General features: G+C 49.9%; 23 protein-coding genes and 1 pseudogene. 15 read left to right on the top strand and 9 right to left on the bottom strand.

Features of this window, described 5'->3' with window-relative positions:
* Positions 1–196: 196 nt before the first annotated feature.
* Both VMS83_RS06005 and VMS83_RS06000 read left to right on the top strand, forming a co-directional pair.
* Positions 197–3,763, top strand: a complete 3,567-nt coding sequence (locus tag VMS83_RS06005; protein WP_325410848.1) for a hypothetical protein — start codon at positions 197–199, stop codon at positions 3,761–3,763.
* Positions 3,760–4,053, top strand: coding sequence for an acylphosphatase (locus VMS83_RS06000; RefSeq protein ID WP_325410847.1), 294 nt, complete (start codon positions 3,760–3,762; stop codon positions 4,051–4,053). The genes VMS83_RS06005 and VMS83_RS06000 overlap by 4 nt, the downstream gene beginning before the upstream one ends.
* Here the strand turns inward: VMS83_RS06000 and cas1 are convergent.
* Positions 4,037–4,969, bottom strand: coding sequence for a CRISPR-associated endonuclease Cas1 (gene cas1 / locus VMS83_RS05995; protein WP_325410845.1), 933 nt, complete (start codon positions 4,967–4,969; stop codon positions 4,037–4,039). The genes VMS83_RS06000 and cas1 overlap by 17 nt on opposite strands.
* A gap of 200 nt (positions 4,970–5,169) precedes the next feature.
* Between cas1 and VMS83_RS05990 the strand changes: the two genes are divergently transcribed.
* From VMS83_RS05990 to VMS83_RS05980, 3 genes are read left to right on the top strand one after another with little or no spacing between them, the layout of a single operon-like run.
* The gene (locus tag VMS83_RS05990) at positions 5,170–6,459 is read left to right on the top strand and encodes a phenylacetate--CoA ligase (RefSeq protein WP_325410843.1); all 1,290 of its coding nucleotides are present in this window, start codon (positions 5,170–5,172) and stop codon (positions 6,457–6,459) included.
* The gene (locus VMS83_RS05985) at positions 6,459–7,760 is read left to right on the top strand and encodes a phenylacetate--CoA ligase (RefSeq protein ID WP_325410841.1); all 1,302 of its coding nucleotides are present in this window, start codon (positions 6,459–6,461) and stop codon (positions 7,758–7,760) included. Before VMS83_RS05990 ends, VMS83_RS05985 begins: the two co-directional genes overlap by 1 nt.
* Position 7,761: 1 nt before the next feature.
* A complete protein-coding gene (locus VMS83_RS05980; protein WP_325410839.1) occupies positions 7,762–8,196 on the top strand; it encodes an ACT domain-containing protein in 435 nt (144 codons plus the stop codon).
* Between the two features lie 7 nt (positions 8,197–8,203).
* Here the strand turns inward: VMS83_RS05980 and hxlA are convergent, their stop codons facing one another.
* From hxlA to cobT, 5 genes are all read right to left on the bottom strand, one after another.
* Positions 8,204–9,490 (bottom strand): 3-hexulose-6-phosphate synthase, encoded by a 1,287-nt coding sequence (gene hxlA, locus VMS83_RS05975; protein WP_325410837.1) that lies wholly within the window; start codon positions 9,488–9,490, stop codon positions 8,204–8,206.
* A gap of 81 nt (positions 9,491–9,571) precedes the next feature.
* Positions 9,572–10,078, bottom strand: coding sequence for a nitroreductase family protein (locus VMS83_RS05970; RefSeq protein WP_325410835.1), 507 nt, complete (start codon positions 10,076–10,078; stop codon positions 9,572–9,574).
* 33 nt (positions 10,079–10,111) lie between these two features.
* Positions 10,112–11,179 (bottom strand): DUF3821 domain-containing protein, encoded by a 1,068-nt coding sequence (locus VMS83_RS05965; protein WP_325410833.1) that lies wholly within the window; start codon positions 11,177–11,179, stop codon positions 10,112–10,114.
* 137 nt (positions 11,180–11,316) lie between these two features.
* Positions 11,317–11,871 carry a GMP synthase subunit A gene (locus tag VMS83_RS05960; RefSeq protein ID WP_325410831.1) on the bottom strand — a complete coding sequence of 185 codons (555 nt, stop codon included), beginning with the start codon at positions 11,869–11,871 and terminating at the stop codon, positions 11,317–11,319.
* 39 nt (positions 11,872–11,910) lie between these two features.
* Positions 11,911–12,921 (bottom strand): nicotinate mononucleotide-dependent phosphoribosyltransferase CobT, encoded by a 1,011-nt coding sequence (gene cobT, locus VMS83_RS05955; RefSeq protein ID WP_325410829.1) that lies wholly within the window; start codon positions 12,919–12,921, stop codon positions 11,911–11,913.
* Between the two features lie 96 nt (positions 12,922–13,017).
* Here cobT and VMS83_RS05950 point away from each other — a divergent pair, with 96 nt between their 5' ends.
* Together VMS83_RS05950 and cobS are read left to right on the top strand one after the other, a co-directional pair.
* Positions 13,018–13,452 carry a phosphatidylglycerophosphatase A gene (locus tag VMS83_RS05950; RefSeq protein ID WP_325410827.1) on the top strand — a complete coding sequence of 145 codons (435 nt, stop codon included), beginning with the start codon at positions 13,018–13,020 and terminating at the stop codon, positions 13,450–13,452.
* Positions 13,449–14,159 (top strand): adenosylcobinamide-GDP ribazoletransferase, encoded by a 711-nt coding sequence (cobS, locus tag VMS83_RS05945; RefSeq protein ID WP_325410825.1) that lies wholly within the window; start codon positions 13,449–13,451, stop codon positions 14,157–14,159. Before VMS83_RS05950 ends, cobS begins: the two co-directional genes overlap by 4 nt.
* 204 nt (positions 14,160–14,363) lie before the next feature.
* On the opposite strand, the gene VMS83_RS05940 is transcribed toward cobS, so the two are convergent.
* Positions 14,364–14,600 carry a hypothetical protein gene (locus VMS83_RS05940; RefSeq protein WP_325410823.1) on the bottom strand — a complete coding sequence of 79 codons (237 nt, stop codon included), beginning with the start codon at positions 14,598–14,600 and terminating at the stop codon, positions 14,364–14,366.
* Between the two features lie 224 nt (positions 14,601–14,824).
* Here VMS83_RS05940 and tuf point away from each other — a divergent pair, with 224 nt between their 5' ends.
* The 3 genes from tuf to VMS83_RS05925 are packed head-to-tail and all read left to right on the top strand — an operon-like array spanning position 14,825 to position 18,073.
* The gene (gene tuf, locus VMS83_RS05935) at positions 14,825–16,102 is read left to right on the top strand and encodes a translation elongation factor EF-1 subunit alpha (protein ID WP_325410821.1); all 1,278 of its coding nucleotides are present in this window, start codon (positions 14,825–14,827) and stop codon (positions 16,100–16,102) included.
* Between the two features lie 19 nt (positions 16,103–16,121).
* The gene (gene rpsJ / locus VMS83_RS05930; RefSeq protein WP_325410899.1) at positions 16,122–16,430 is read left to right on the top strand and encodes a 30S ribosomal protein S10; all 309 of its coding nucleotides are present in this window, start codon (positions 16,122–16,124) and stop codon (positions 16,428–16,430) included.
* Between the two features lie 11 nt (positions 16,431–16,441).
* The gene (locus tag VMS83_RS05925) at positions 16,442–18,073 is read left to right on the top strand and encodes a flippase activity-associated protein Agl23 (RefSeq protein ID WP_325410819.1); all 1,632 of its coding nucleotides are present in this window, start codon (positions 16,442–16,444) and stop codon (positions 18,071–18,073) included.
* A 299-nt stretch (positions 18,074–18,372) separates the two neighbouring features.
* On the opposite strand, the gene VMS83_RS05920 is transcribed toward VMS83_RS05925, so the two are convergent.
* Together VMS83_RS05920 and VMS83_RS05915 are read right to left on the bottom strand one after the other, a co-directional pair.
* A complete protein-coding gene (locus tag VMS83_RS05920) occupies positions 18,373–19,518 on the bottom strand; it encodes a hypothetical protein (protein WP_325410817.1) in 1,146 nt (381 codons plus the stop codon).
* A 9-nt stretch (positions 19,519–19,527) separates the two neighbouring features.
* Positions 19,528–20,718: a tubulin/FtsZ family protein gene (locus VMS83_RS05915; protein ID WP_325410815.1), complete on the bottom strand. Its 1,191-nt coding sequence runs from the start codon at positions 20,716–20,718 to the stop codon at positions 19,528–19,530.
* A gap of 191 nt (positions 20,719–20,909) precedes the next feature.
* Between VMS83_RS05915 and VMS83_RS05910 the strand changes: the two genes are divergently transcribed.
* The 5 genes and pseudogenes from VMS83_RS05910 to rpl7ae all read left to right on the top strand — a co-directional run.
* Positions 20,910–22,148 carry an NAD(P)/FAD-dependent oxidoreductase gene (locus VMS83_RS05910; protein ID WP_325410813.1) on the top strand — a complete coding sequence of 413 codons (1,239 nt, stop codon included), beginning with the start codon at positions 20,910–20,912 and terminating at the stop codon, positions 22,146–22,148.
* Complete coding sequence (locus VMS83_RS05905; protein WP_325410811.1) at positions 22,135–22,851, top strand: glycosyltransferase; 717 nt, start codon at positions 22,135–22,137, stop codon at positions 22,849–22,851. The genes VMS83_RS05910 and VMS83_RS05905 overlap by 14 nt, the downstream gene beginning before the upstream one ends.
* Positions 22,835–23,815, top strand: coding sequence for a lysylphosphatidylglycerol synthase transmembrane domain-containing protein (locus VMS83_RS05900; RefSeq protein ID WP_325410809.1), 981 nt, complete (start codon positions 22,835–22,837; stop codon positions 23,813–23,815). Before VMS83_RS05905 ends, VMS83_RS05900 begins: the two co-directional genes overlap by 17 nt.
* A 16-nt stretch (positions 23,816–23,831) precedes the next feature.
* Positions 23,832–25,805, top strand: a complete 1,974-nt coding sequence (locus tag VMS83_RS05895) for a DUF2298 domain-containing protein (RefSeq protein WP_325410807.1) — start codon at positions 23,832–23,834, stop codon at positions 25,803–25,805.
* 150 nt (positions 25,806–25,955) lie between these two features.
* Positions 25,956–26,075: pseudogene (rpl7ae, locus tag VMS83_RS05890) on the top strand (50S ribosomal protein L7ae); the annotation flags it as partial.

Raw genomic sequence — 26,075 nt, 5'->3', positions numbered from 1 at the left:
TGCATTTTGTTACAGAATAGACTCGGACACTCATATTTGTCCTAAATCTTGTTAAAAGTTCTTTTTTTCAAAAAATTTGCATCTAAATGTAAAAACAGAATCATTTTTGGATTTTTTAAAAAAAGAAAATAATATATATAAATTAAGTCAATGTCACTGTGTTTCTAAAATATTTGATTCCTTTCAGAGTAAAGAAATGATCCTGTCAGCCCCCATCATAGAAAAAATACATCAGGCACTCGTAGAGAAAAACTGGGAAAAAATCGATACGATAGTGGCAAACTCTTCACAATTTAAGGACAAAAAGACCCGGATACAGATGGAAAGATCGGTAAATGATATTATCCTTGAATCTGCATTTCAGGGTAATTTGCCTGATACACTCCAGGCAATCCATAAAATCCCAACGGAAGGCGCTGATACTCTTTTTTCCCTGATTTTAAAGAAATATATTGAAACCGGTGACAAAAGATGGTTGAATGCCCTGTTTAATCTCTCAGAAAAACTGGGGAAAAAAAGCCTTCAATCGAAGATTGTTTCCCGTATCGTTCAGGAATTGATCACCTATGGAATATCCTCATCCAACCCGGCATACATCGAATGCGGGTTAGAAGTACTGGATAAAATTACTTTCAGGAAGTACCGGTCAGATTGTATTATCGATGCATCGTTCGGGATAACCAGATGGACGATTATCAGTGGCAATACAACGATCCTTTTCCGGATCCGCGATCTCATCAAGGATATTAGTGATGTCTCAAAAAGGGCGGCATTACATGCTGAGATCGCCCTTGCATTCGCTACAATTGCAATAAACAAAGAAGATTTTGATCTTTTTCTTGAGGGGATACATTATACCACAGAAATTCACCAGAAAGTCCGGCGAAAGGAAACCCTTAATCAGATTATCGGCAACGGTACGAGATCGGCTTTCGGCAAAAATCTTCTTAACATCCGTGTTCTTGCCAACCGCTTTGACGATTTGCCTCCTGATCTCCAGAAGGAATTTATCAATTCCCTGATCGAGCACTATCTGGATCGGATAAAAAGTAAAGAACAGATTTACGAAGATTTTTGTTTTCTCGATAAAAATAAGCCCCCGATTCACAGTCTCCTAATACTGAACCTCCTTAAAAAAGCTGAACTATCCGGTGATTCTTGGTACCTTACCACAGCGATTCCATTTATCCTAAATACCCGGACCAAGGAGAGATTTCCAGTTAAAGAGGTTGTCCGGGCAGGTGTCGCCATTGCACGAGCGACACACTCTTCTCAGGCTTTAATCGATCTTCTCCCCTATATTGAAGGAACAGGTTCCCAAAGCGAGACTTCAGGAATTTATCTTCAGTTCCTCCATATCATTCTCGAACTGGACGATTTCGATCATGCGATCTCGTTATTTTCACGCATAAAACCCACCCGGGAGAATATGCCCCTGTATTATTCCTGCTATGCAAAATTGCTGGAGGAGAGTATTTTACATGATCAGGTGTCACAACAGTTAAAAAATATTCTTGGTACAAATGACCCCTCTGTAAACTCATATGCCATATCAATGGCGGTTCGCCAGATAGGTCATGCCACACCATTTCCCGAGATTGTAAAACACAGCAGTTCACTCAGGCAGCTCCTCACCCTGAATTCCGGTCATGATTCGGATCTCACCTATTTTATTACAACATTGACAAACCGGGGATTTCTGGACACCTGTGACGCTTTTATTCTGGTGGATCTTGCAAAACTGATCCAGGACCCGTCTGCTAGGGAACAGGCAATATCAACGGTAGTTATGAAACTCGCTGAGATCGGAGTAAAATCAAGAAGCCGGGATCTTCTCCAGCAGGCTGTAGGCATCACCTGCCTGATCGAAGGTAAGGCTATCAGGTCTTCAACTCTGAACAGCATCATAGATGATGCGACACGCCTTGCCGCTACAGATGGCGATCTCGATCTTCTTTTACGGATGCGAGTCTGGAGCAGCTCATTCCTTGATGCAGGTCTTGTTGTATATGCAATAAAAAATATTATTGAAGGGATCATAAAATATGCTACCAGCAAACAGGACCCAGAAGTCCTTGACGAGGCGTACCGCCTTGCACAGGAGATAGATGATCCCTCACTGAGACTTCAGATATCTGAACTCATTGCGGAATCATTTGTCCGGATTGGATGTGACCGTATCCAGGGATTTTCCAGGGACCCAAAAGCACCAGTGAATATCAGTGCTCTTTTACGACCTTTCAGAAAGAGCCTCGAATTGCTCAATGCCGAAGAGAGAAAGCCACAGATCTCCTTAAAAATTGCCGGGATGATTGATATCATCCTCCTCTCCTCAAAAAAGAGTGCCAGTCACCACTATCTCCTTCCTTTAGCCATGTATTCCATAGAGATAGAAAACCCTCTGGAACGCAATGCCATGATGTTACGGGTAGTCGGCAAACTCAATGAGGAAATAGCAGATCCGGACTCAGCAGATCCATATGAGACCCTGGCATATATCCTTCAGAATCACTATCACCTGCAAATTACACCTGAAATCAGTAATCTGATCCATCGCCTTCTCGATCTGGTACATAATCCCTTTGTGCGTCTCAAGGGACTCTGTGCCCTCGCAGATTCAGCTCACCGGATACATGACGACGTCCTTTGTAGGGAATTACTTGATGAAGTCTACCAGGGGATCTCCAATCTTACTGCTCAATCCCAGAAAGTTCTCGTTCTAGCGGATCTCGTGCCGGGATATCGCGACATCGATCCGGATAAAGCAAGAATATGTATACAGGAAGGTCTTGAGAAACTTCGGGCGGGTGTAGAATCTGATCAGAATGCCTTTGTTCGAAGGCAGGTGGTAGCAGCGATTGTCCGAATGGGAAACCTGCTCGGTGAAGACGTCAGGATGAATCTGATCAGGGAGATCATTGCGGATGTATCAGATCCGGTGGAGTATGTAACAGCACTGATCGCTGCTTATTCGCTTGAAAATGAAAAACAGGATCAAACGAATCTGCACCATATTTCAGAAGCGATCGATAAGATCGATTCTCCTTACACCCGTGCCCTGCTTATGTTAAAGCTTGTTCCCCTTGCAATCCAGGGGAGAGAGAACAATTTTGCCCTGAATCTCCTTGACAGGGCTGAACAGGTAGCGAAGATAATAAATATCCAGCATGTTGCAGATGCCATCCGTGATGATGCTGCAGGAGTCCTGATAGAACTTTCCCGTAGGCAGGATAATGCCCGGTTCCTGAAAAAGGCTGCAGATATCCTTGCCCAAATAGAAGACGATCAATTGCGTCAGACCCGCCTTGCCCAGATCGGGTTTGCAGAAGCAACGGACACAATTATGCCGTATACCCGGATCATGATGAATCTGACACGGATCGTTGACGAGGGGAGTCCTCCCAGTCAGGTCACTACACTCGAACAAACGGTTCGTTCCGTCCCGGACCGGGGAAAAAGGGCGCTTGTCTACTGCCGGCTTTCCATATTCTGTCGGGACCGGGACGATAATAAAACTGCAAAAAGGATGTTACAAAATGCAATTCAGGAAGCAGACATCATCCGACCACTATCGAAAAGAGCCTACATACGGTGTGATATGGCAATAAAGATGTATACCGCAGGCTATGAGAGCATTGCGCAGGATATTCTTGATCGTGCGATAGATGCAGCAACAAATATACGGCAGTCTGTCCTTCGCGATGCGGTTTTTAACGAACTGGGACTGGTCATGAGGATGATGCAAGGAGGAGGGCCGGAGTGAAGACCTTCGAGATTATTATCACCGGCAGGGTCCAGAAGGTGGGATTTCGTGCATGTGCCAAAAAGATCGCAAGCGATCTGAATGTGACCGGTACGGTAATGAACCTCGCCGACGGTAAGGTTCAGATATATGCTACGGCAGAACCGATTATTCTGGAAAAATTTGTTTCAATGCTTTACAGTTGCCCGCGTGCAGTGATACGGGATATACGAACCACGGAGATTCTGCCACGGACCTATGCTGAATTTTCCATCATCAAAAGTGATGGTCGAGTCAGTACATTACTGTAAAGTCTTCCTTTTTTTGAATGGCCTGCAAAAAATTATTCACTTGAAGATCCAGTTTTTGGTTGTCGATGGAGTGCCTGAACGCAGAGATCAGATCCACGATTAAACTATCCGAAAGCATGCATCGTGATGAGGACTGTTCAAAATCGCCGGGTTCCAGGGATTCCCGCGCAATTTTGCAAACTACAGGATCGATCATTGTCGCTTTGAATGGCCCGATAAGATCCAATATAAGAGAACCCGATCCCTCATGTAAAAATCCAAGATCGGGATCCAGCCGGGCTCCAATCACAGATACACAGCAGTTTCCGAATAACATTGCATAGCCAAATGAAAAAATGGCGTTGATGGGATCGCACTGGGGGCGTACGGTCCGCCTCCGAAAATCGAAATCCCGGGGAATGTCCCGCGAGAGAATTTCGTAATACATATGTGTTGTCAGGTCAGAGAGCCGGCGGATCTCATCCAATTTCACCAGGTACTCAAGATCATGGAGGGCATTGTGGAGAATCTGCAGTTCTCCCTCATATAAAAGGGTCGATCCCCGCTCCTCCTGTAGTTTTTCTATGGCTATCAGGCGGGATTTCAGTGATACCTGTGCAAATGCCGTCGCGAGCCGGTAGCGTGGGATTTCCTCCTGGAGACGCTGCAGGGTTTCATTGCCTCTTTTCCCATACGGCTGAAGGATTCCAAGCGGTGTTCCATCGGGTTCGAAAAAAGAAATATACGAACCATTCCTGAGCAGGTGAGTAATAGTGGTCGAATGGATGTGATGTCCGCCAACAATAAGGAGATTTTTAACCTCATCAAGGGGATACTCTTCGACTTTCCCTTTGGAGAGGATAGTGAGGTTTTTTTGTGTGGACTTGATGTGAGCACCAAACCCGTACACTGCCACCCAGGGGATTGCTCGTGTCATAGAAGCCCGAACGAAAACGCTTGATTTAATCTACATAGTGCCCTTTTCCCCCTCATTAAAGCATCGCTTTGAATACTGCGCCCTAAAATCCGGTGTTTTGGGGTAATTGCCGCTCTTTCACACGCACCGTTACAATGAAGTATAAAAAATATAAGGTGTCATACGTACAATGTCATGCAATAGCATAACAGGTGACGCGGATGTTCTGGGACAAAAAAATAGAGACGCTGAAACCCGCTGATCTCAAGGCTCTTCAATTTAAGCGGCTGAAAAAAACCCTCCACGCTGTACAAACAGTGGATTTTTACCGGCAGCAATTGAAAAAGGCCGGAGTTTCTGCTGCAGATATCAAAACCCTTGAAGACATCAGAAAGTTGCCTTTCACCAAAAAACAGGATCTCCGCGACGGGTATCCCTTCGGATTTTTTGCAGTCCCGATGCAAAAGATTGTCCGGATCCATACGACTTCTGGAACCACCGGCAAACCTACCGTTGTCGGCTATACCCGGAAGGATCTGGACACTTGGGCAAATCTCATTGCCCGCAATATGACCATGATCGGTATTGATGAGAATGACATCTTCCAGAACATGGTCAATTATGGGATGTTTACCGGAGGTCTGGGATTTCACTATGGCGCAGAACTGATTGGGATGACTGTGATCCCGAGTGCTACCGGAAACACCCGGCGCCAGATAGAGATGATCCGGGATTTCGGGGTAACTGCCATTCACTGTACGCCCAGTTATGCGATGCACTTATCAGAGGTTGCAGAGGAGATGAATGAATCCCTGGAGAGTCTTCGGACAGGAATTTTTGGCGCCGAGCCCTGGTCTGATACGATGCGGCATACGCTGGAAAAGCGTCTCGGGGTTACGGCCTTTGATTCGTACGGCCTGAGCGAATTGTTCGGACCGGGAGTCGCATTCGAGTGCCCCGAACGGGACGGTCTGCATATCTGGCACGATAGTTATCTGGTTGAGATCATTGATCCGGTCACAGGTGAAAACCTCCCTGACGGCGAACAGGGCGAGCTGGTAGTGACGCCGCTTGTAAAAGAGGCCATGCCGCTCATTCGCTACCGTACCGGTGATATCACCATGCTCATGGAAGACGGGTGCCTCTGCGGGCGGGGAAAGAAGATCGCACGGTTGACCGGCAGAAGTGATGATATGCTGATTATCCGGGGTATCAACGTATTCCCCTCCCAGATCGAACATGTGCTCCTGAGAATTCCGGAAGTGGGCCATCAGTTTATGGTATATATCGACAGAATCAATCATCTGGATGAGATGACCGTGGAAGTCGAGATCAACCGAAGCCATTTTTCCGGGGAACTTGCAGATCTTGCCAAGATCCAGAAAAAAGTAGTAAAAGAACTGCACGACACTCTTGAGCTGCGGACAACGGTAAAACTGGTAGAGCCCGGCTCGCTGCCCCGGTTTGAAGGAAAAGCCAAGCGGGTCATAGACCGCAGAGGTGAGATCTGATGCAGTATTGGGATCCCCGAATAGAAGAGATGCCCGCTGAAGGGCTCCGGAAAGTCCAGTATAAACTGTTAAAAAGTCTGGTCTGCCGGCTCTACAGTTTTTCATCTTTTTACCATGACCGTATGAAGGAGCAGCATGTCCATCCTGATGACATTAAGGACCTCTCCGACATCAGGAAACTGCCCTTCATGTTCAAACGCGATCTCAGGGACAATTATCCCAACCGGATCTTTACCGCCCCGCAGGATGAACTGGTGCGATATCATGTCTCTTCGGGCACTACCGGGAAACCAACGGTGGTAGGATATACACAGCGCGATCTCGATATCTGGACCACTTCGCTCGCACGTGCACTCACATCTATCGGTCTCGGGCGGGGAGATGTCATTCAGGTCAGCTATGGGTACGGTCTTTTTACGGGAGGCCTGGGGATGCACTACGGGGCAGAGCGGATCGGCGCAACCGTACTCCCGACAAGTGTCGGTAATACCGAACGCCAGCTCGAGCTTATGCAGGATCTCGAAGTAACAGCAATTGCTTGTACTCCATCTTACCTGCTCCACATTGGCGAAGTAGCAGAAAAGATGGGTATCAATATTAAAAAGGATACTCATCTCAAGGCAGGTATTCTCGGAGCGGAACCCTGGACGGAAAATATGCGAATCAGGATCGAAAACTGGCTGGGCATCAAAGCCTACGATATTTACGGTACAAGTGAGCTCTCCGGACCGATGTTTACTGAATGTACGGAGCAGAACGGGTTCCACATCTGGTCAGATATCGCCTATGTCGAAGTCATTGACATCAAAACGGGTGAGCCCCTTGAAGCGGGCGAAAAGGGTGAACTGACGATTACGATGCTCCAGAAAGAGGCCCTCCCGATGATCCGGTACCGGATCGGGGATATTTCCTCAATCGATGATGACGTGTGCCCCTGTGGCAGAACAAGCCCGAGGATCAAACGGATTCAGGGGAGGGTAGATGATATGCTGATCATCAGGGGTATCAACGTCTTCCCCTCTCAGGTAGAATATACCCTGATGTCGATTCCCGAGGTAGGTGAGCACTTCCAGATTGTTATCGAGCGATCAGGCGCCCTCGATGACATGCTGATCAGGGTGGAACTGACCAAAGGGTCATTTAGTGACAAAATCACCGACCTCATGAAGATCCGACAGAATGTAGAACACCGGCTCAGGAATGCGTTGAACGTTGCCGTGGACGTCGAACTGGTGGAGCCGGGATCCCTGCCACGGTTTGAAGGAAAGTCAAAGAAAGTGATTGATAAAAGGGTGTTGTAAGATGGACAGGAAAAAGTACGTCATCAAACAGATCTCGATATTCTCGGAAAACCGGCCGGGCAGGCTGGCCTCAGTCGCCCATGCCCTTGGTGAGGAGAAGATCAACATTCTTGCTTTCAGCATAGCCGAGGCAAGCGGCTTTGGGGTAATCCGGGCTCTGGTGGATCACCCCCAGAAAGCATACGAAAAACTCTCGTCACTCGGCTTCAATGTTGCCTTCACCGATGTAATTGCTGTCCAGATGATGGATCAGCCAGGCGGGCTCTATGAGATCGCAAAGGTTCTGGGCGACTCCGGTATCAACATTGAATATTCCTATGCATATTCCGGGAAGAAAGCCGCAGTGCTCATCCTCCGCGTGGATCAGGTTGAAGATGCGATCGATAAGATTCTGGCATCCGGTGCAACCCTGCTGGAATATTCCGTATTCCATTAAAGCCCGCTCATCTTTTCTCCCATTTGATCAGTTCTGCCACGGTGGAGAGCGTGCTCCCCCGCCGGATCTCTTCGCGTATCCTCGCCTCGGCCTTTTTAACTTCAAGAGCCCTTCTCGCTACTTCATAAGCCCGCTCGCCGGGGATGGCCACGACACCGCTCTCGTCCCCAACAATCCAGTCACCGGGTCTGATCTGTTGCCCACAACACAGGATCTCTGTATTGATCTCCCCGAACCCCTTGGGCTCTCCGGCATTAGGTACAACTGCTTTGGCGAAGAGGGGAAATTTCATGGCCCGTATATCATCGATATCCCGGGCTGCGCCATCGATCACGACACCGGCAATGCCGCGTTGGATGCAGCTTAATGTAGCGAGCTCTCCCCAGGGAGCAACGTGGTTCCCGCCATCGTTGTTGATCACAAGAATACTACCCGGGGCAGCACCGTCGATAGCTTCCACCGGTTTTGCCCAGTCACCTGCCATCGTATGCACGGTGACGGCCCTGCCAGCCATCTTTACATCCCCGCAGAGGGAGACCAGACCAGGGAGTGCACCTTTCCGGTGCATAGCATCGCTTATATTGGGGGTTGAGACCTGCATCAGAAGTGAACGGATCTCGTCATCCTGGCTCTTTTTTTCCGGAGCTGCAAGTGCAGGTAAGTCAAGAGATTTACGAATTAAGGAGGCTGATCCCTCAACATCGGCAGAGCGGGTGATCCAACCACCAACAATCACGATATCCGCGCCCATCTTTGCTGCTTCTCCGGCTGTGACCACATCCAACCCCCCTGCAACAGCGACCGGGATATGGGTCTCTTCCTGAAGGGCCTGGAGAAGATCGAGAGAGTCCTTCCCGATCATCTGCTGATCAATACCAACATGGGCCGCAATGATGTCCACCCCAAGTGCCTCAAGCTCACGGGCACGCGCCACAGGATCCCGGGCATTGATAAGATCTGCCATCAGCCGGGTTCCGTACAGCCTGCTGGCCCTCACTGCTTCAACAATGACCGCATCGTCCGCATCCGCGAGGACACAGACAATGTTTGCCCCGGCTTTTGCGGCCATCTCGACTTCGAGAGTCCCCGTATCTGCAATCTTCATGTCAGCCACGATGACCGCATCCGGGAATTGCCCACGCAACGTTCGGATTGCCTGCATGCCCTCACTTTTAATGAGGGGCGTCCCGGCTTCTATCCAGTCAACACCGCCGGCAAGTGCCTCCCGCGCAATCTGGATCGCCCGGTTTAATTCCAGAAGATCCAAGGCCACCTGCAGGACAACCTTTTTCATAAACCATTGTGGGATGTACGGGATGTTTAAGGATTGTGAGTGGATCTTCTGACAGAAAAAAGATCTTGATTTATCTGGCGATCATTCTTTCTTGAAAACGTCGGAAAAGACCATAATCTTTGTATCCTTCTTCGGTGCCGGGGTGATCTCCTGAGGCAGTCCAGCGGGAACCAATGAGACCAGAGTGTATTTCTCCGGTACATTCAGGAGCGTCCGCAACTCCTCCGCATATTCCTTTTTATCTCCTGCCACCCAGCAGGATCCTACACCATAAGCCTGGAGACCGAGTATCAGGTTTTCGGTTGCCGCAGAACAATCTTCAAGGTAATACTTTGTATTACGCTCCCCAAAGACCGCAAAACAGACAGGCGCATCTGCGATAAATTTCCCGTGATCCGTTACTGCAGCAATTTTTTTGAGCAGATCTTTTGACCGGATAACACCGATCAGCCATGGCTGCAGGTTCATGGCAGTGGGAGCATGAACCGCACATTCGATAGCATCATGAATATAAGTCTCATCCACGGGATCTGGCTTAAATTTACGAACACTGTGCCGTCCCTTGATGATCGCAGTTACAACATTCATACATCGGATATGGAGAAGTGGCGGATAAAAAGATTATGGAGAGGAAGATTTGTGTTCCCTGTTAAGCGCACTGAATCCAATAAGGCAACTAATAGAGATCACTGCTATGATCGCACCAAATCCGGCTACCTTGGGTGTGGTTGTCTCAACGGTTACCGGCTGATTGGTAACTGTAGGAGTCGGGAGTGTCATAGTTGTATTTATAGGAGCGGGAGTACCCGTAGTTGTCGGAATCTGGGTGGCAGGCACAGAAGTGATCTGTGTTATGGGAACCGATGATGGCGTTGCCTGCCCGGTAATTCCTTTAGTGATAATAATTGTCGTAGGAACATTTACCGATATCAGGGGGTTCTGTTCCTGATCGAGCAAGGAGGTCTGCTGGCTCACCGTTTTCCCGGCTACCCCGTAATTATTGTACATATTATTCACCTCGCACTTTGCCCAGATCGTGTATGTCCCCGTTACGTACTGGGAATTTCCGGTATCCCAGCTCCACGGAGTCTGGTAAGAAGGAGAGGTTATGGCGAGATTGAGCAAAGAATGTGCAGTCCCCGCGCTGTCCAGAAGGGCGGAGTAGGTCCCCCCGGCAGGGGACTGAACGTAAATAGTAATTCCTTCGGTGGTTGAAACTCCCCTCGCGAACAATGGATTCAGATTTGTATCTAATTGGAATGCTGCCTGGTCTCCACGGGGTATCCATTTATTGGTTACATCCAGATTAATCGTCGTATCAATGACACGAATAGCCAGCTGCGGATCAGCGACCACAAAAGCTATGCCATCCTGTTTTCCACTCGCATCCAAACGGTACCAGTTTCCCGTGTATTGACCAAATGCTGAAGATGAAATGTAAAAATTTGAGGGTGTGGTGACCTGAACCTGACTTCCAGGTGATGTGGTAGCAAAGGCTGCCCCGGAAGCCCACCATCCTACCGAGGAATCCGGCCCCATTGCCGCTGTTACATCAAGTCCCTGCTCTCCTATATAAACAGTCCCTCCCTGTTTGATGGTCGTATAGCCTCCACTAGCCAGTACCGGAACCGCAAGAAAGCACAGCGCGATAAGAACAATCCCGAGACGGATTTTTAATTCTGTTCGCATAATCTTCAATGCTGTTTTGGCCTTAAAAAACGTGACGCTCCCACGCAACAATCTCTGCGGAAAGCGAAGAGTTGGTCGTATTGGCCGGCGTCTTACGAGAATTATATTCGGAAAACAGATCTCAAAAGAGAGGGGTATTATTCCATACAGATCTTATCGAAATTTTCATACACACGTTTTCCATCAACCGTATGACTGACTTCAGGATGCCACTGGAGACCATATATTCGCTTTTCTGAACAGGCAACAGCTTCCACATCGCAGATCCCGGAACTGGCAAGGAGCGTAAATCCTTCGGGAATTCTGCAGACCTCATCTGCGTGCGATGCCCAGACCGGGAGTTTATCGGGATACCCCCGAAGGACATCGTCATGTTCCCGGATACAAACCTCAACGGATCCATATCCACCAGATTTACCCGGGCGAATCTCCCCCCCGAATTTCCGTGCAATAATATGAAGCCCAAGACAGATCCCAAGAACCGGAATCCCAAGATCAAGGTACTCCGCACATACACCGGCACGCCCGATATCCGGCCCACCGCCAAGAATGATACCCCGGTATCCTGCGGCAACCTCATCCTTGGAAGTTGTATTGGGGATAAGCGCCACATCAATGTCCAAATCCCTTAGGGCACGGTGGATCAGGTGATTGAACTGCCCATGATTATTGACCACGCAGATGGGAAGCATTGTTATAGATTTATTGGCTAAACGGGGTATTAAGCATGTTCAGCAATATGCATTCACCATTTCAAAGATCTTCTTTCGGATTTGGTCCGGCGTAAATCCCATAACCGACGCCATGAACATGGCTCCTCCGGCGCCGGTCCCCTCCTTGACCTCACCGGAACAGTACCGCGCCAAGCCATCATGGCCAATCTCTCCAAATCCCGGGTCGACATAATAGACCGGTACACCGATCATTGCGGCAAGCTCCTCAACATTTGCCGAAGGATCATCACGAACATAAACCGTCGTAGCTACCTCAGGCATGCAGCCCTCCATCGCTTTGATCACGCCGCAAACAGCAAGCATCTGGGTTCCTCCGGCAAGGACCAGTGTCCCGGAGTACGTCCGGGCAATCCCCGCGGCTACCGGGATCATCGGATCCCCGACATGCCGGATTACAGCCATGGGATCCTCCCTGATTGTCGGAGAAAGGCTAGCAAGAACCTCCTGACAGATCGCTTCTTTCCGGTCCAGAGGATTGTTGACAAAACTGCTGCTGACCGCAGCAGGATACCCAAGTGCCCGGAGCACACAGAGCGCAGTCGTCGTTCCACCAGGGACACATTCACCAAGAATGAGCATATCACCCATCCCGGACAAAATCTTTCCAATTTCCTCTCCGTGCGAGAAGAGCTGCTGCGCGAGCGGCACCGCATCACCATTTCGCGGATCGTTTCCAACACATCCCATTGCATCCAGGTACGGAACAGTCAGTGGATACCGGAGACCTGCATTGATAAAAAGCGGGTGAACACCGGTCAGCTCCACCATCGCCCGGGTTATGGTAGCCGGTGTAGGGCAGCCGGTGGGGGTATTGGGTTTGAAATCCGGGTTGGCTATCCGGCCGGTCGTGACCAGTTCGGCATCCAGATTCGGAGTGAGGAGAGTTTTTTCCGGGCTCGGACCGGCCCCGGAGATGCCGGGAATGGTTGAGACCAGAGTGTTCCCGAGGATGACGCAGAAGGAAATTTTTTTGCCGGAATGGCCCGGCACACCGGTGAGAAATGGCATAAGTACTGATACGATTATCTTTTATCCATTCGGTTTGAAGATATCGCCCTTTCGTTTCATAACCCTCTAATAGGAACACTCCATAGTAATCTTGACATGTTTGAGATCGAAGCCCGTCTGGAAAAAAAAGGGATAACCCTTGACGCCATGGTAGATGCGGCCATGGGGTTGTATGTATCCCACGGGATGCCGGACGAACAGGCAGCTGAAAATATCAGAAGAAAGATGCAGAAATATCTTACCGATCCCAATATCGCCTCACTGCTCCTCGGCGCCGTACTGCTCGAGGAGGAACTCTACGAGAACAGGAAAGACTCCGAAATTGCGGAAGATCCGGTCTTTTTGCTCAGTGATGAGATTATTGGCATGGCCATCGCCGAATGTATTGGAGGGACCTATGCACGGTTTGAGTTTACCCGGTATGATCAGAAAAAGCCCGGCATTCTTGCGACTTTGGGGCCCTTTCTCGATGACGCCGTTGCGGGCCTGATCGCCGGGTGCACTTCCCGCTTGTACAGTGAATGCGTATGAAGTCGGTCTTGTCGCTCCTGCAGTTTACCACCATTCTCCCCTTGGGAAAACCCCAGGATTTCAATCTTTTTGCACGGCATTCCTGGATGTTTCCGGTAGCAGGTTATGTGATTGCCCTGCTGGTTGCCATCCCGGTATTTTTTATCAGAGATACGATGCTCGCTTCGGCCGTAGCGGTTGCAGGTGTGATCGTTTTATCGGGTGCCCACCATCTTGACGGCCTGCTCGATCTGGGTGACGGTCTCATGGCACAGGGTGATAAGGACAAACGAGTACGTGCCCTCACGGATAAATACGTCGGAGCAGGAGGCATTGCCGCCGGACTTGTCGTCACCCTTCTCCTCTTTGCCGGCCTCCATGCTGCTGCATCCCTGATATCAGTCCTGATCATCGGAGAGGTTGCAGCAAAATTTTCCATGTCCTTCCTTACAGCATACGGGACACCGTTCAAGGAGGGAATGCACAGTTACCTCCACCGGTCTGCCAAACCCTACTTTCCATTCCTCTCATTTCTGCTCTGCATACCGCTTATCCTCCTTCCGGTATCCCCGTTCCGCCTTGTGGTGGCGCTAACGGTTATGATTCTCTGCCCTGTCGGGCTCCTCATCCTTTCAGAGCGCTTATTCGGAGGCGTCAATGGAGATGTAGTCGGGGCGGCAAACGAGATCACTCGGGCCCTGGTTGTTGTTGCACTGGCGCTGATCTGATCAAATGGTCCCCTTTCGACGCTATACTTATCTCCGCATCACAATCCATGCGGGCAGGCAATGGATCCGGGAATTTTTATGATATAGACAACTACCGTGAGGCGATAGCCAGTATTCTGAAAAACGGGGAATGCATGGATGCAGATTTATATCGGAATGCAATCACCAATATAGACTTCACGGATTCATCGGACGAAAAAAAGATCAGTAGAGCTTTTGGAAACCCTGACTACAATCATCCTCGCATTCTATTGCAGATCCGTCCCGGACCAGCGCATTGAACATCAGTGCTGCATTCATCAGCGTCTCATCAGCAACACCCAGCTGGCGCAGATCACTGAGTGCCTTTATCTGGGGAGAAGGCGTTACTTTTTCTCCAAGCCGGACACCCTTACAATGCCGGCAGTACGCGCATGAACTGTATACCGAGACACTGCCCATCGCACAGGCAACTGTGACTCGGTTTTTTGCCGGATCACGCTGAAATGGTAGAGTTTTCATATTCCGGATAATAATCGAACAAACAATATGAGAATATCGGAATGAATTCTCACCTGAAAATCAATCAGGGGAATCGAAATACTTTATATAGATGCGTCTCATATATGTAATACTCGCATAGACAGACGGTATGCGTATTACCCCATTCTGGGAGGAACATAAAAATGGCAGCTGATAAGCCCCATATGAATCTGGCCGTCATCGGACACATCGACCACGGAAAGTCAACCACCGTCGGTCGTATGATGTTTGAGACGGGTGCAGTACCTGCACACATCATCGAGGCCTACCGCAAGGAGGCTGAATCGAAGGGTAAGGCGACTTTTGAATTTGCATGGGTCATGGATAACCTCAAGGAAGAGCGTGAGAGAGGTATCACCATCGATATCGCGCACAAGCGGTTCGATACCCCCAAGTTCTACTTCACGGTCGTAGACTGCCCGGGACACAGAGACTTTGTCAAGAACATGATCACCGGTGCATCACAGGCTGATGCAGCAATTCTTGTTGTCGCAGCCCCCGACGGTGTCATGGAGCAGACCAAAGAACATGTATTTCTTGCTCGTACTCTCGGTATCACGCAGATTATCATCGCCATCAACAAGATGGATGCGGTAAAATACGATGAGAAGCGGTTCAACGAAGTCAAGAAAGACCTCTCTGAGCTTATCAAGATGGTAGGGTACAAACCTGAGGAGACACTCTTTATCCCGATCAGCTCACTTCAGGGCATCAACATCAAGGTAAACAGCCCAGAAACCCCGTGGTATAAGGGCCCGGCACTGGTTACTGCACTCGACACCTTCAAGGAACCCTCAAAGCCCACCGACAAGCCGCTCCGCTTACCTATCCAGGACAGCTACAGTATCAGCGGTATCGGGACCGTACCGGTCGGCCGTGTTGAGACAGGCATCATGAAGAAGGGCATGAAAGTTTCATTCATGCCGGCAAACAAGGATGGAGAAATTAAGTCCATCGAGATGCACCATGAAGAGATCCCCCAGGCAGTTCCCGGTGACAATGTCGGGTTCAACGTCCGTGGTATCGCAAAGGGTGACATCCGCCGCGGCGATGTCTGCGGTCCTGCCGAGCAGCCCCCGACCGTAGCAGACGAGTTCACGGCACAGGTTGTCGTGCTCCAGCACCCCAGTGCAATCACTGTCGGGTACACCCCGGTCTTCCACTGCCACACTACCCAGACAGCCTGCACGTTCATTGAGCTCAAGAAAAAGCTCGACCCGCGCTCCGGCCAGACCAAGGAAGAGAACCCCACGTTCTTAAAAACCGGTGATGCGGCGATCGTCCAGATCAAGCCCACAAAACCCATGGTCATCGAGAACGTCAAGGAACTCCCGCAGCTGGGCAGGTTTGCCGTCCGTGATATGGGATCAACGATCGCTGCCGGAATGTGCATTGCGATTCAGCCGAAACAGATGAGATAATATTTTTTTGGTGATCAAAATGCAAAAAGCCAGAATTCGCCTGACAGGAACAGATTTCAACAAGGTAGAGACGGTCTGTAACAGGATCCGTGAGATAGCCGAACGCACAGGAGTAAATCTGGCTGGACCCATTCCACTCCCGACAAAAAGGCTTGTTGTGCCTATCCGTAAAAGCCCCGATGGGGAGGGGACCGCAACATTTGATCGCTGGCAGATGCGTGTGCATAAGAGATTGATTGATATCGATGCGGACGAGAGAGCGCTCCGCCAGCTGATGCGGATTCAGGTGCCAAAAGATATCGGAATTGAAATTGTACTGGAAAGTTGAAGGTGCAGCACGTGGAAAAGGCCGCTTTCTTTTCCAGCAAGATAAAAACCATTTTTACTTTCGAGAGAGTCTTTCTTCTCATTCTTCTGGCTGCCATTATTCTCCGGTTCTGGCATCTGGATCTCAAATTGTTCCACCATGATGAAGCAATCCATTCGTGGTTTTCCTTTACCCTCTTAACAAAAGGTACGTGGATCTACGATCCCAGTTATCACGGCCCATTCCTCTACTATGTCACTGCCGGGATGTTTTCCCTGTTTGGTGCCTCGGATCTGGTTGCCCGACTGCTTCCGGCATTGTTCGGTACCCTGCTCATCCCGCTGGTGTACTGCATTTACCGGCTGGGATATATCACCCGGGCACAGACGCTCGTCGTTGCGCTCTTTCTTGCATTCTCCCCGGACATGGTCTATTTCTCCCGGTTCCTGCGCCATGATATCTTCATGCTCTTCTTCACGATGCTTCTTCTCGTGGCTCTGCTCTATTATTTCGATCGGGGACAGCTGCGGTACGTAATCATCGGGGCACTGGCAGCTGGCGGGGCTTTATGCTGCAAGGAAGAGATGCCGTTTATCCTGTTGATCTTTATCACATTCTTCGGGTTTGCCATCTGGAGAAAACGGATCAGCCTGCCCCCGCAATGGAAAAATGATCTCCTGATAGGGGTACTGATCGTAACCGGGGTTCTAATTACTCTCTATTCAGCATTCGGTATGCATCCTGAAACGCTGGTCGGGCAGAATTTCCAGGTCAACACTACTGGCTGGTACCAGGCCGTTGATCACTGGGTATCCATGTCCAATGAACAGCGACTGGGGGGGCCGTTTTATTTCTATATCCCGCTGTATCTGCTGTATGAAGTGCCCATGTTCCTCCTTGCCATACTGGGGACATTGCAATTTATATTCACGGATGCCAGTCTGATCCTTACGGCCAAACGTCTGAAAAACTGGTTGACAACACAACGGCTCGAATTGTCCACAAGGGATCTGGCTGCAACAAGCCTCACCCAGATTAAAAACTCAAGATCTCCCTCAAACAAATCTGATCTTTTCTTCCAGTTATGTATTTACTGGATGATCCTGACTATGGCATTTTATGGATATGTCGGTGAAAAGGTGCCATGGCTCATTATTCACCAGTTGCTCCCGATGTCTTTTGTTGCCGTGTATAAACTGAACTGGCAGAAGATCGTATTCGCCCTTATCGGATGCTTGTTCCTGGCCTTGATAACCTGGCACGTTGCATTTATTCCTGCGGATATTAATGAGCCCATTGTCCAGGTCCAGAACTCAGAGGATCTCAGGAGTGTCATGGGCATCATCGACAATTCGAGCCATGTGGTCCTGGCATCACAGGATTACTGGCCATTGCCCTGGTATTACCGCGGCGATCGGTGGGACAAGATCAGGTTCTACGGCGAGAAAGAGGATATCGCAACTCTTACCGCGGACCATCCGGATACGATCATTCTCCATGATACCGAGAGTTATGATTCCATACCGGGATATAGTAAACAGACCTATAAACTCGATTACTGGTTCTCATTTTATGATAACGATAACCGGTTGGCCGATTACTATTTCCACCGTGACGGAACCATGGGGAGTATAAATCTCGATATTTTTACCCGACAGCATTAGCAAAAATTTTTTGCTTTGCTCTATCTGATACTTGTTTTCCTCGATCAAATTACGCACGCACAAACTTTTTTGCGCTCACATGAACATTCCGTAATCATTGAACATTTAAAACATCAGAAGGGAAAATTCCCGAACCAAATTTTCTCCATAACAACATTCAGGAAGGGGAATCTGGAGGATCTTGTTTTGCGTATATCCTTTGAATATAGAAAATGCAGGATTGATGAGAAGTAGATTATGCGGATTAGGATGATGATGGATGTTTTCAAATGTTGTTGTATGAAGGAAAAAGGGGGATATTAACCGAGTTCATCCCATCGGGAACGTTTACGGTAGATGATCAATCCAACGATAATCAACACGACCGCAACGACCCCTACACCAATTAAGAGAATACTCGAGCTGAACACTGAGCCAACGCCGCCCAGCCCACCCAACAGATTGGCAAAGGGATTTGCTTCTACTGCCGCCTGGAATGCAAGTGCATCATTATAGGACTGATTTCCCTCAGTATACGCCTGCTCTGCCTTTGATCGGGCCTGCGCAAAATTGCCCGCGGTCACTGCATCGTTTGCTGCCGAGATATAACTGACTGCAATTTCCCGCTCGGTTATGATTGTGGATAACCGGGCATCGTTTGCCGTACTTGAGTTACCCTGGAAATATGCAATTAGGGCATCTACATTATTCACCGGGCTCTGAGCCGTGGCAATCTCCGATTCTGCCCATGATTTATCAAGGAGGGTCTCCCCATTGGTAATCGCGGTTGTTGCTGAAGAGATCGCATTCAGCGCATCAGTGTACTGGCTTGAAGGTAAAGACTGGGCTTGTGTGATCTGGCTCTGTGCTGTATTATATTGTGTCTGAGCTGCAGATGTGTCAATACCCAAAGCGGATTTTTCATCTATATCTGCCTTGAGCTGGCTGAGCTGCGTATTTGCATTTGCGATTGCGGTGGTGACATCCGCCGTATTGACAACAAGGGCAGTCTGGGTATAGGGGGTTGCGAGCTGGTTGCCATTTGAATCTTCCTCCCACATCGAGACCAATGTCTGATTGGAAGTTTGGGTGACGGTTGGAGCGTTCCCTGTTAATGTCACTCCAATCGATACATCATCACTTGACTTATATTCCAACAAAAAAGAGCTGATATCGACAGTTGCTGATGAAGACTGAGTAGGTGCGGTCGGATTGCCATTTACATAAATAATGTACGACCATTGGGGCGCTGTCAATGCCGTGTTCATTATGAGATCGTTCATTGACGATTGCCCACTGGGTTCCTGAACAGTATACGAAAGACTTACAGATGTTCCCGGAGTCAGTGCACCACTACTCGGGTTGATCGTCATTGAATTAACCGTATATGCCACCGAAAGTGCCGGAACCAGCAGTACCAACAGGCCAAAAACCAAAATAAACCGTTTCAATCCCATCCCCTTCATTCTCAAACCTCATTCGAACAATGGTTCGATTCCTTCCTCAAACATAGTTGATTTCTTCTCCTTGGATTTTATAACCTCTTCCTTTGTTTCTTTTGCAATATCAAGGAGTTCCTTAATACGGGGCGCATTGCCGACCGTTGCAAGCATGACTACTGCTGCAACATATTCGCTGTTTACCGGGTAATCCCCACCTCTGACTTCCACGCCGGCAATATTTTCTTCAACCCAGCTCTTTGCCTTCTCAACGCCTTTTCTGTCCATCTCATCCGGGGGTCCTGCGATAAGAACAAGCGCACGCTCGGCCGTTGAATAATCACAGGGTAGCGTAAGGCGGCCGAGCATCGCTCTTCGGACAAGACCGACAATCTTTGCTGATCGGTCCTCTCCCATAAGTACTTCCTCATTTGCCTCTTTTTTACCCCCGAATGTATCCTTGATATTCTTCTGGATACCTCCGAGAAGCCCACGCTGCTGCTTGGTACGGGCACTGATCACTTCGCTGATGGCATACCCCACAGAGGTAATACCACCCCCGCGAAGGGTGTTGATGATCTCACTTGAGTCAACAACCATCTCACCGACACCCATCCTGCTCATTTCACCAGCACGGAAAAGGATGGCAAATCTCCGGACCACCTCATTATTGAGCCGCTGGAATGCGCTCTTGACACTCTCGCCCTCGTTCTTCCAGGCACTGTTATCGAAAATGAAGGTGTTATCGGCCTCGTTAACCAGCGTCGTCAGGCTGCGGGCTGCGTTATATGAATAAAGACGGCCTTCTTCCGGTGCGGGAATAATTCCCAGGGCATACACCGGCTCGCGGTAGATCCGCTTCAGATGACGTGCGAGAACGGGTGATCCTCCGGAACCGGTTCCTCCGCCAAGTCCTGCAACAATGACAAACGCATCAATATCATGGGTTCCGCGGGAATCTACCGCATTAATAATGCTGTCTATCTCATCAGCGGTAACCCTTGCCCCTGTCACGTTGTCAGTACCCACGCCGTGGCCTTTGACCAGGGTCTGCCCAATAAGGATGCGGTCTTTCATTTCGATGTGTTTGAGGCCCATCAGATCGGTCCGTGCGGTATTGACGGCAATGCCCCGGAAACTGTTGGTCCCGAGCTTCTTGTCCTGTTCAATGAACATGTCGACAATTTTGCCCCCCGCCTGACCAAAACCAATGAAAAAGACCCGCATCCGGTTACACCATCCAATGGGCTAACGATGTAGTATTTTCTTTTAATTCTTTTAAGACCTTTGTTTTAAGAACTTTAATCCCGACAATACAAAAACTTTCTTACAAATATCGTCATATTTTGTTGCTTTATTCAGGATGGTTACGGAGCCTTTTTCATTTGATCCCGAACAAATAATACCAGTACCATATCATGAAAGTCGGGATAATCGGGGGAGGGCTGAGCGGGCTTGTTACTGCCCATGCACTTGCCAAGGAGCACGACATCGTATTGTTCGAAACGATGCCTTATCTCGGCGGGTGCCTTTCATCCTATCACATCGATGAATACTGGATTGAACGATATTATCATCACTGCTTCTCCGACGATCAGGCTTTGTTTACCCTCCTCCATGAACTCGGATTAGACGAAAAACTCGAATGGAGACAGGGAAGTACTGGCTACTATTCTGGCGATACGCTCTATCCTCTTACCACCCCCGTTCAGATCCTGCGCTGGCCGGAGCTCCCCCTTATCGATAAGGCAAAACTTGCCCTGCTTACCCGCCAAGCTAAAAAAATTGACCCGCACGCACTGGATGACATTACTGCTGAGACCTATATTCTTGAGCATCTCGGACCGCGTATCTATGCCTCTTTTTTTGAGCCCCTGCTGAGAAGCAAATTCGGAAAGAACCGGAGCAAGGTCTCTGCGGCATGGCTTATCAGCCGCATCGCTATCCGGTCAAACCGGGGAGTTTCCGGGGAGCGCCTGGGCTATATCAACGGGGGATTTCACCAGATCATTGACCGGCTTGAAACGTCTATCCTGAACAGAGGTGGTACCATCATGCTGCAGACACCGGTTACCTCGATCTCAGGAAAGAACCGCCAGTGGAGAGTTAACGATGAACGCATAGATGCGATTGTATCCACGATCCCGCCACAGGAGCTTGAAAAATTATCCGGCCTTGCCATGCCGGATATCCCCTATCAGGGAGCAGCCTGCATGACTCTGGGGATCGAACGCGATGTCTGCAAAGGGGTGTACTGGACCAATATGAAAGACGAAGGGCCCTACGGGGCTGTCGTGGCCCATACCAATTTTATCCCGAAAGAGCGATACGGGGAGCACATCGTGTATTTAGCCTCCTATTTCAGCGGCACCGTCCCTCCCCGGCTCGACCAGAAAATGAAGGAGGATTTCTGTTCGCGGTTTGGCCTTGCGGAGCAGGAGATCCACTGGAGCCGTATGACGGTTGATCCCTGGGCAGGCCCTGTGTATACGACCGGGTACCGTTCACTTATTCCAACATATGAACGCCATGGCATCTATCTCGCCGGGATGTTCTCTGATGAGAATTACCCGGAACGGAGCATGGAGGGATCAATCCGGGCTGGAAACCGGATTGCGGCCTGTATCCAGAGGGAGGATAGCAATGGCTGCACCTGAAGTCACCGCGATTATCCCGGTCTTCAATGACCGGCAGGCTCTCGAACGGGCGATACCGGAATCCCTTGTCATTCTTTCTTCGATCACGGAGCATTTCGAGGTGATCGTTGCCGAGGACGGGAGCACGGACGGCAGTGCAGAATTTGTCAGGGGATATGAGGCAAAAAATCCCCGTGTAAAACTGCTGCATTCTGACAAGCGCTTGGGAAGGGGTACCGCACTGAATCGCGCTATCCGGCAGGCACAGGGATCTATTGTCTGTTACTATGATGTTGATCTGGCTACCGACATGCAGCACCTTTCGGAACTCATCGAAAAAATCCGGAAAGGCGCCGATGTTTCCACGGGTTCCCGTCTCCTCCCGGAGAGCGATATCCACCGTACGGGTGGCCGGGAGATTGCCAGCAGGTCCTACAATTTCCTTGTCCGTTGTATCCTTGGAAGCCGGCTCTTCGATCACCAGTGCGGGTTCAAGGCGTTCAACAAGCAAAAAATTCTTCCCCTGCTTCCCACAATACGATCGAACCACTGGTTCTGGGACACCGAGCTCCTGGTCCGGGCACAGCGGAAAGGGTTTGTTGTGACAGAATTTCCTGTCCGCTGGCGTGCAGGAAAGGGAACAACCGTCAGGCTGAAAGATGTATTCAGTATGGGTTCATCCATCCTGCGTCTCTGGTGGCAGATCCATGTATCGGAAGATTAGCGCAATCCTGATCCCGAGCCTCATCGCGGTAGGGATCATAGTCTATATGATTTACCGGGTCTGGGATGATCTGCTCACCGCGCTCCAGCATATTGTCCCGATCTATCTGGTAGCAGGTGTGATCATCTGTCTTTCCGCCTGGTGGTTGCGGGGGTGGCGGTATAATCGTATCCTTGTTGGGCTCAATTACCATGTAGGGGTCACCTTCTCGACGGCCTGCGTCTTTGTAAGCCAGACCGTGAATCTTATTGTGCCAGCCCGACTGGGGGACTTTGTCAGGATCTTTATTCTGAAACATGATTACCAGACCACTTACTCGGAGGGTATCTCTTCCCTTGTGGTGGAGCGGGTCTTTGATATCATCGCCATCGCCATACTTGGCGCGGCCTCCCTCTTCTTTATCCCTGACCTCCCGGGATGGATCAATGTGTACATTTTTATTATGATTGCCATCCTTGCAATCGGCTTCGGGTTCTTTATCTTCCTGATATTCGTGGGAGAACTGACCACGTCAAACAAATATGTCCGTTATATCCTGACCATGCTTGATGAGATCCGGCGAGCTTCGCTCTCCCTTCGATCTCTTTTCATCCTTGGGGCGTCCTCGATCGTTATCTGGATGCTCGATGTCTTTGTCTGTTACTCGGTTGCCGCCATGTTCGAACAACAGATACCGTTAGCGGTGATCATCCTTGCCATTGTGCTCGGAAACCTCGTCAAAGCGGTGCCGATAACTCCCGGCGGCATTGGAACCTACGAACTGATCGTATCAGCAACGTTTGCAATTACCGGGGTTGCACCCGCGGTAGCATTCCTTATTGCCGTAGTCGATGACCTGATCAAAAACCTCGTCACCCTTGCTGGGGGGATTGTCTCCATATACTATCTTGGCGACTGGGTGATCCCGACAATAAAATCGGCAATCTCCTCAAAACTGGAGGGAGGGAAGAAGCCTGACACCTGAGTTACAGATCCTGTCCGTGGTCAGCTGGTTGCTCGTGGTGACCGTTCTCCAGCTTGCCCTATACCCGGCGCTGAAAAAATATCTGCAACAATATGCCTTTCCGGCTTCGTTTGCTGCATCCCTCCTTCTCTTTACTCTACTTACCTGGTATTGTGGTCTAGCCCATCTCCCGGTACAGCTGGGACTCATTCCTTTTGTCCTGCTCCTCGGATATCATATCTACCGGCGTGAATACACCTGGAGTGAACTGAAAAAAGAGTGGCATTGGGAGCTCATCTTCCTCATCTTCTTCTTTTTGATGCTCACGGTCAGGTTTGTCAACCCGACAATCTCGTACGCAGAGAAGTTCATGGACCACGCATTTCTCGCATCCGTCATGCACAGTCCGGTTGTGCCCCCGCTGGATCCCTGGTTTGCCGGGGGAACAATGGATGTGTATTACTACTTGGGCTACTGGATCTTCGGCTGCCTGGGTATCGTAAGCGGCGTTCCCTCGAATGTCGCATTCAACCTCTCCCTGCCCACGGTCCTGGGGATTGCGGCCGTGACGGTTTATGCCATCGGCACTCTCCTGCTCGACCGGTTCCGCTGGATCCCGCTTCTTCTCTTCTTTCTCCCCAATCCTTCCTTCTTCTCCCAGCTTATCACCGGGAGCAGTCTCAGCTCTGCACTCTGGAACAGTACCCGCACGATCACCAACACCATAAACGAGTACCCGCTCTTCTCGTTCACCTGGGGAGATCTCCATGCCCATGTCATCTCGATCTTCAACCAGGTCCTGTTGATCTTCCTGCTCATCTACCTGTACAAGTTCTGGGACTCCCTTGAATCCCGGGGGAGATGGCTGATCTGCGGCCTTGCAGCGCTCAGCCTAGGCTCCATGCCTTTGATCAATACATGGGATGTCCTGATCTATGCTCCGATCACAGTGCTGGTTGCAGCATTGATTATCTGGAGGGACTGGAAGAAGGGATCCGTGATGTGGTCGTGGAGCCCTCTTATCGCAATCCCACCCCTTGCCATCATTATCTATCTTCCCTTTTACCTGATGCTTACGACAAGCACCGGCGGGATCGCGATCGTCAGGACAGCGTCAGATCCTTTTCAGTTCCTGCTCGTGAACGGCTGGTTCATTGCGATCTTCCTGCTGTTCCTTGTAAAAGAGATCCGGGAGCGGCCGTACCTCCTGCTTATCGCGGTCCCGTTTGTCCTTGCCGGCTATACTGCGGCAGCGATCGCGGCCATCCCCCTCATCTATTTCCTGGCAAAAAGGGAGCGCAGTATCCCTGACTTCCTTGCCATCTTCGGACTGCTGATCCTCGTTATCGTAGAGATCTTCTACCTCAAGGATAACATGGGAGACACCTATTTCCGGATGAACACGGTCTTCAAATGTTACGTGCCCGCGTGGATCATTCTCGGGATCAGCTCCTTTGCCATGATAGGGACCTGGTTTGCACAACCGGGACGCGTACCAGTAATGCCGGCGAGGAAAAGTGCCGCCCTTGCCATCCTGATGATAGGCTTTCTCTTTGTCGTACCCTTCCTTGTTCCCCTTGATCTCAACTACGGGGGCCGGACACTCGACGGACTGGCCTACCTCGATTCCTCTCACCCTGACGATGCCGGCGGTGTCGCTTATCTCAGGAACCTGACCAGCAATGAGATCATTGTCGAGGCAGTAGGCGGGGATTATACGTATTATTCCCGAATCTCATCGTTCACCGGCATCCCCGCGATCCTGGGAGAGCCGTTCCACGAAGATATGTGGCGCGGGGATACCACAGGATGGTACAGTACCCGGCCTGCCGATATCAAATCCATCTACGAGAATCCCGATCAAACCGTAGCGCTCATGAAAAAATACAATGCTACTCTCCTCTATGTCGGGGACACAGAGAGAGATACCTATAATGTGAGCCTCCCCTCCACCGGACTGGAGCGGGTATATTCCGGGCCTGGTACAGATATTTACCGGATTGCGGGGTGAGGTATCCCGACCCAGATCCGGGACGGGCCGGGCGGGATTTCCCTCTACCGTTCACAAACCTTTATTTCTCCTCCTGATGAAATGATATGGCTGCATCACTGCTACTGATGAGTAATGAAGGGGCATTCTGGCCCCTGAATGAGGTGAGTTATGGCAAAAGGCTACGTAAAAACCGAGGCTCCCGAGGAGCTCCAGAACAAGGCGCTTGAAGCCCTTGAAGTTGCAAGAGACACCGGAAAGATCAAGAAGGGTTCAAACGAGGCAACAAAA

The organism is Methanoregula sp., assembly GCF_035543475.1.
In the GTDB taxonomy this organism is placed as follows: Archaea; Halobacteriota; Methanomicrobia; order Methanomicrobiales; family Methanospirillaceae; genus Methanoregula.
The sequence above is the reverse complement of the archived record's forward strand: the minus strand, read 5'-3'. Positions and strand labels throughout refer to the sequence as shown.